We start from the raw sequence: 6,147 nt of genomic DNA, 5'->3' as shown, positions 1-6,147 counted from the left end.
GCCATGGCAAACAAGCTGGCACGAACAGTATGGGCGATAACCGCCCATGACCGTAAGTATGACAGGAACCACGTCAGTATCAGACCATATTAATCGCTGATACCATTAAACAATGAACTCTTAACAAAAGGGTGAATGCTGAAAGGTTGCTATGGCGGCCAGAGTGATGACAAAGACAGGTAAGACCGTGACTCACTAAACCTGAACAGTATTTTGGGCTTGAAGTCCGCCGTGAAAATAAGGGGTGAGTCGGCGAATTACATAGGGGCTCGCAGCGTTACGGCTGCAATAAAGCCGGATATAAAGCTGCAACCTACCCGTCATGTCAAAACAATGGATGCCTTGCAAACGGGATGCGTTCATATAAATTATTGTGATGCAGCACGGACATATCGCCCAGCGTGGCAATCATGATGAGCTGGCGCAACAAAGCGGCTGGTATCGCGATATGTATCGCTATCAACAACTGGAGGCGGCGCTCGACGACGCTCCGGAAATTCGCGAGGAGGCCGTCGATGCGTAGTTTTAGCCAACTGTGGCCGACTCTCAAGCGTCTGTTAGCGTACGGTTCGCCGTGGCGTAAACCGCTGGGGATTGCGGTCCTGATGATGTGGGTTGCGGCAGCGGCAGAAGTCAGTGGGCCGCTGCTTATCAGCTATTTTATCGACAATATGGTAGCGAAAAATAACCTGCCGTTGAAAATGGTTGCAGGGCTGGCTGCGGCGTATGTTGGGCTACAACTGTTTGCCGCCGGGCTACATTACGCGCAGTCGCTGCTGTTTAATCGGGCGGCAGTAGGCGTAGTGCAACAGTTGCGTACCGACGTGATGGATGCCGCATTGCGCCAGCCATTAAGCGAGTTTGATACCCAACCCGTCGGGCAGGTGATTTCCCGCGTCACTAATGACACTGAAGTGATCCGCGATCTCTACGTTACCGTAGTGGCAACTGTCCTGCGTAGCGCCGCACTGGTGGGCGCGATGCTGGTGGCGATGTTCAGCCTCGACTGGCGCTGGTGGCGATAATGATTTTCCCGGTGGTGCTGGTGGTAATGGTGATATACCAGCGTTACAGCACGCCGATTGTCCGTCGTGTGCGCGCCTATCTGGCGGATATCAACGACGGCTTTAACGAAATCATCAATGGCATGAGCGTTATCCAGCAGTTCCGTCAGCAGGCGCGATTTAGCGAACGTATGGGGGAGGCCAGTCGTTCACACTATATGGCCAGGATGCAAACCCTGCGCCTCGACGGTTTTCTGCTGCGTCCGCTGCTGAGTCTGTTTTCATCGCTCATTCTTTGTGGCTTGTTGATGCTGTTTGGCTTCTCCGCTAGCGGCACCATTGAAGTAGGCGTGCTGTATGCGTTTATCAGCTATCTTGGGCGACTTAATGAACCCTTAATCGAACTGACCACGCAACAGGCGATGCTGCAACAGGCTGTTGTTGCTGGTGAGCGCGTGTTTGAACTGATGGACGGACCGCGCCAGCAATATGGCAATGATGATCGCCCGTTACAGAGTGGCACCATCGAAGTCGATAACGTGTCATTTGCTTATCGCGATGACAATCTGGTGCTAAAGAACATTAATCTCTCTGTGCCTTCGCGTAACTTTGTGGCACTGGTCGGGCATACCGGCAGTGGCAAAAGCACCCTCGCCAGTTTATTGATGGGCTATTACCCGCTAACGGAAGGTGAGATTCGCCTTGATGGTCGTCCATTAAGTTCGCTAAGTCACAGCGCGCTGCGCCAGGGCGTGGCAATGGTGCAGCAAGATCCGGTGGTGCTGGCGGATACCTTCCTCGCCAACGTGACGCTGGGGCGTGATATCTCCGAAGAACGCGTCTGGCAGGCGCTGGAAACCGTGCAACTGGCGGAGCTGGCGCGCAGCATGAGTGATGGTATTTATACGCCGCTGGGCGAGCAGGGGAATAATCTCTCCGTCGGGCAAGAGCAACTGCTGGCACTGGCACGCGTGTTGGTGGAGACGCCGCAAATCCTGATCCTTGATGAGGCAACCGCCAGCATTGACTCCGGTACTGAACAGGCGATTCAACATGCTCTGGCGGCTGTGCGTGAACATACCACGCTGGTGGTGATTGCTCACCGCTTATCGACCATTGTTGATGCCGACACCATTCTGGTGCTTCATCGTGGGCAAGCCGTGGAGCAGGGCACTCACCAGCAACTGCTGGCGGCCCAGGGACGCTACTGGCAGATGTATCAACTGCAACTTGCGGGCGAAGAGCTGGCAGCCAGCGTGCGTGAAGAAGAATCATTGAGCGCCTGAATAGCGCAATATTTCATCGTTGGTGCAAAAATGTAACGCACTGTGCACTGTCATAGTGCGTTTTCATTTTCAATCTTCTTAACTTCCTGCTCTCTTTCTCGTTTTTCATTTCTGGCACACCGCTTGCAATACCTTCTTCGTGTAGCAGAACCATTACCGAATTCTGACCGGAGGGGATCTATGAAGCTGGTGACCGTGATAATCAAACCATTCAAGCTGGAAGACGTTCGTGAAGCGTTATCTTCCATTGGTATTCAGGGCTTGACCGTCACCGAAGTGAAAGGTTTCGGGCGTCAGAAAGGGCATGCCGAGCTGTACCGGGGGGCGGAATACAGCGTCAACTTCCTGCCAAAAGTAAAAATTGATGTGGCAATTGCTGATGACCAACTCGATGAAGTGATCGATATCGTCAGTAAGGCGGCTTACACCGGAAAAATTGGCGACGGCAAAATCTTCGTCGCTGAATTGCAACGCGTCATTCGTATTCGTACCGGCGAAGCCGACGAAGCGGCGCTGTAATCTCTGGCACACAGCAACAGGAACGAAAAATGAAGATAGCGACGATAAAAACTGGGCTTGCTTCACTGGCGATGCTGCCGGGACTGGTAATGGCTGCACCTGCGGTGGCCGATAAAGCCGACAATGCGTTTATGATGATTTGTACTGCGCTGGTGCTGTTTATGACTATTCCGGGGATTGCCCTGTTTTACGGTGGGTTGATTCGCGGCAAAAACGTGCTGTCGATGCTGATGCAGGTGACGGTGACGTTTGCACTGGTCTGTATTCTCTGGGTGGTTTACGGTTACTCGCTGGCGTTTGGTGAGGGTAACAACTTCTTCGGCAACGTTAACTGGTTGATGCTGAAAAACATCGAACTGACGGCGGTGATGGGCAGCATTTATCAGTATATCCACGTAGCGTTTCAGGGATCGTTTGCCTGCATTACCGTAGGCTTGATAGTTGGGGCGCTGGCGGAACGAATCCGCTTCTCAGCTGTGTTGATTTTCGTGGTGGTATGGCTGACGCTCTCTTACATTCCGATTGCGCATATGGTGTGGGGCGGCGGTTTGCTGGCTTCTCACGGTGCACTGGATTTCGCGGGTGGCACAGTGGTGCACATTAACGCCGCAATCGCCGGTCTGGTGGGCGCGTATCTGATAGGCAAACGCGTGGGCTTCGGTAAAGAGGCGTTTAAACCGCACAACCTGCCGATGGTCTTCACCGGGACTGCCATTCTCTATATCGGTTGGTTTGGCTTTAACGCCGGGTCAGCGGGCACGGCGAATGAAATCGCGGCACTGGCATTTGTGAATACTGTGGTCGCAACGGCGGCGGCAATTCTTGGCTGGATCTTCGGTGAATGGGCGCTGCGTGGTAAGCCTTCACTGCTGGGGGCGTGTTCTGGCGCGATTGCCGGTCTGGTCGGCGTGACGCCAGCGTGCGGCTACATTGGGGTTGGCGGCGCGTTGATTATCGGCGTGGTAGCTGGTCTGGCGGGCTTGTGGGGCGTTACCATGCTCAAACGCTTGCTGCGGGTGGATGATCCCTGCGATGTCTTCGGTGTGCACGGCGTTTGTGGCATTGTCGGCTGTATCATGACCGGGATTTTTGCCGCCAGCTCGCTGGGCGGCGTGGGCTTCGCTGAAGGTGTGACGATGGGTCATCAGTTGCTGGTACAGCTGGAAAGCATCGCCATTACGATCGTCTGGTCCGGTGTGGTGGCATTTATTGGCTACAAATTGGCGGATCTGACGGTTGGTCTGCGTGTACCGGAAGAGCAGGAGCTAGAAGGGCTGGATGTCAACAGTCACGGCGAGAATGCCTATAACGCCTAACAAGCACTGCAAAAAACAGCCGGACGGTTTTCACCTCCGGCTATTTTTTTAATTGTGATTACGCATCACCCCTTCCTGAACGGTCGAGGCAACCAGTACGCCGTCCTGGGTATAAAACTCACCGCGCACAAAGCCACGTGCGCTGGACGCCGAGGTGCTCTCCACGCTATACAGCAGCCATTCATTCAAATTAAACGGGCGATGGAACCACATGGAATGGTCAATGGTGGCAATCTGAATCCCCGGTTCGAGAAAACCGATGCCGTGCGGCTGTAGAGCTACCGGCAGGAAGTTAAGATCAGAAGCGTAACCGAGCAGATACTGATGAACGCGCAGGTCATCCGGCACGCTACCATTTGCGCGGATCCACACCTGACGATGTGGTTCTGCGACGTGACCTTTCAGTGGGTTATGAAACTCCACCGGACGGACTTCCAGCGGACGATCGCAGATGAATTTATCTTTAAGCACTGGCGGCAGCAGGTGCGCCAGCGATTGGGCGATTTGCGTTTCCGAAGGCAGGCCATCAGGCGCTGGCGCGGACGGCATTGTTTTTTGATGTTCGAAACCCGCTTCTGGTGCCTGGAAAGAGGCCGTCATATAAAAAATCGGTTTGCCGTTTTGAATAGCAGCAACCCGGCGGGCGCTGAAGCTGTTACCATCACGCAGCGTTTCGACATCATAAATAATCGGTTTCTTACTATCGCCTGGGCGAAGAAAGTAGCTGTGAAACGAATGTACCAGCCGCTCTTCCGGGACGGTCTCTTTTGCAGCATACAAGGCCTGACCCACGACCTGGCCGCCAAACACCTGGCGTAAACCTAAATCTTCACTCTGGCCGCGAAAGAGTCCTGCCTCAATTTTTTCCAGATTTAACAATGCCAGTAAATTTTTTAGCGCCTGACTCATATAACTCTCCAGTAACAAAGCTGCCGCAGCAAGCCAAAGTGAGTTGAGTATAACGCAAATTTGCCACTGGTCCGATGGGTGCAATAATCTGAATTACGGGCTGATTACAGGCAGAAATGCGTGATGTGTGCCACACTTATTGACGTTACTATTTTGTTAACCACTCTTCCGGCGAGGAAAGTTAGCCCGCTGGTGCATTGATAATAAGGAGAAATGAATGAAACTCGTGCACATGGCCAGTGGTTTAGCGGTTGCGATTGCGTTGGCGGCTTGCGCAGATAAAAGCGCGGATATTCAGACGCCAGCCCCGGCTGCAAATACGTCTATTTCAGCAACACAACAACCTGCTATCCAGCAACCGAATGTCTCCGGTACCGTCTGGATCCGGCAGAAAGTCGCACTGCCGCCTGATGCTGTGCTGACCGTGACACTTTCTGACGCGTCGTTAGCCGATGCACCGTCAAAAGTGCTGGCGCAGAAAGCGGTGCGTACCGAAGGTAAACAGTCACCATTCAGCTTTGTTCTGCCATTTAACCCGGCAGATGTTCAGCCGAACGCGCGTATTCTGTTGAGTGCGGCGATTACCGTGAATGACAAACTGGTATTTATTACCGATACCGTTCAGCCGGTGATCAACAAGGGCGGAACTAAAGCCGACCTGACATTGGTGCCGGTGTAGCAAACCGCCGTGCCGGTTCAGGCCAGCGGTGGTGCAACGACTACCGTACCTTCGACTTCACCAACTCAGGTGAATCCGTCTTCGGCAGTTCCAGCTCCTACGCAATATTAAGCGATGTTAACCCTCTCCGCCCGGAGTAATGCCAGTCAGTTAAGCAACTGACTGGCTCTTTTTCGGGGCTGTGGGGTATTTCCAGGGCCTCTCCTTTACCACTCTCGGAAGGCCCTTCCCCTTCTCGTCGGTAATTTCACAAGTTGTCCCATACTTGCAAGATCGCGCATCAGCTCCGGTATACGTCCCGGTGAAGCGCCCTGCAATGTCATCAGCATTCTCATCACCATTCCGCATGATTCTGAGAAACTCAGTTGATTCGGCCAGTAACCTTTCAGATGTTCCGCCATTTTAATCATCTGATATCTCACCAGATTATAAGC

General features: G+C 53.3%; 3 protein-coding genes and 4 pseudogenes. 5 read left to right on the top strand and 2 right to left on the bottom strand.

Annotated elements, in window-relative coordinates:
• Positions 1–367: 367 nt before the first annotated feature.
• From BFF42_RS09705 to amtB, 4 genes and pseudogenes are all read left to right on the top strand, one after another.
• A pseudogene (locus BFF42_RS09705) lies at positions 368–523 on the top strand (hypothetical protein); the annotation flags it as partial.
• Positions 516–2,290, top strand: a pseudogene (locus BFF42_RS09700) (SmdB family multidrug efflux ABC transporter permease/ATP-binding protein). The pseudogenes BFF42_RS09705 and BFF42_RS09700, both read left to right, overlap by 8 nt.
• Before the next feature lie 180 nt (positions 2,291–2,470).
• Positions 2,471–2,809: a P-II family nitrogen regulator gene (gene glnK, locus BFF42_RS09695; protein ID WP_000780338.1), complete on the top strand. Its 339-nt coding sequence runs from the start codon at positions 2,471–2,473 to the stop codon at positions 2,807–2,809.
• A gap of 29 nt (positions 2,810–2,838) precedes the next feature.
• Positions 2,839–4,125, top strand: a complete 1,287-nt coding sequence (gene amtB / locus BFF42_RS09690; protein WP_000685017.1) for an ammonium transporter AmtB — start codon at positions 2,839–2,841, stop codon at positions 4,123–4,125.
• A 48-nt stretch (positions 4,126–4,173) separates the two neighbouring features.
• Here the strand turns inward: amtB and tesB are convergent, their stop codons facing one another.
• A complete protein-coding gene (gene tesB, locus BFF42_RS09685) occupies positions 4,174–5,034 on the bottom strand; it encodes an acyl-CoA thioesterase II (protein WP_004981073.1) in 861 nt (286 codons plus the stop codon).
• Between the two features lie 217 nt (positions 5,035–5,251).
• Between tesB and BFF42_RS09680 the strand changes: the two are divergent.
• Positions 5,252–5,824: pseudogene (locus BFF42_RS09680) on the top strand (YbaY family lipoprotein).
• A 39-nt stretch (positions 5,825–5,863) separates the two neighbouring features.
• On the opposite strand, the pseudogene BFF42_RS09675 reads toward BFF42_RS09680, so the two are convergent.
• A pseudogene (locus BFF42_RS09675) lies at positions 5,864–6,147 on the bottom strand (IS4 family transposase); the annotation flags it as partial.

The sequence above is a fragment of the Shigella sp. FC1661 genome (genome assembly GCF_001712525.1).
Taxonomy (GTDB): Bacteria; Pseudomonadota; Gammaproteobacteria; order Enterobacterales; family Enterobacteriaceae; genus Escherichia; species Escherichia coli.
This window is presented reverse-complemented; position numbering and strand designations above follow the sequence as displayed.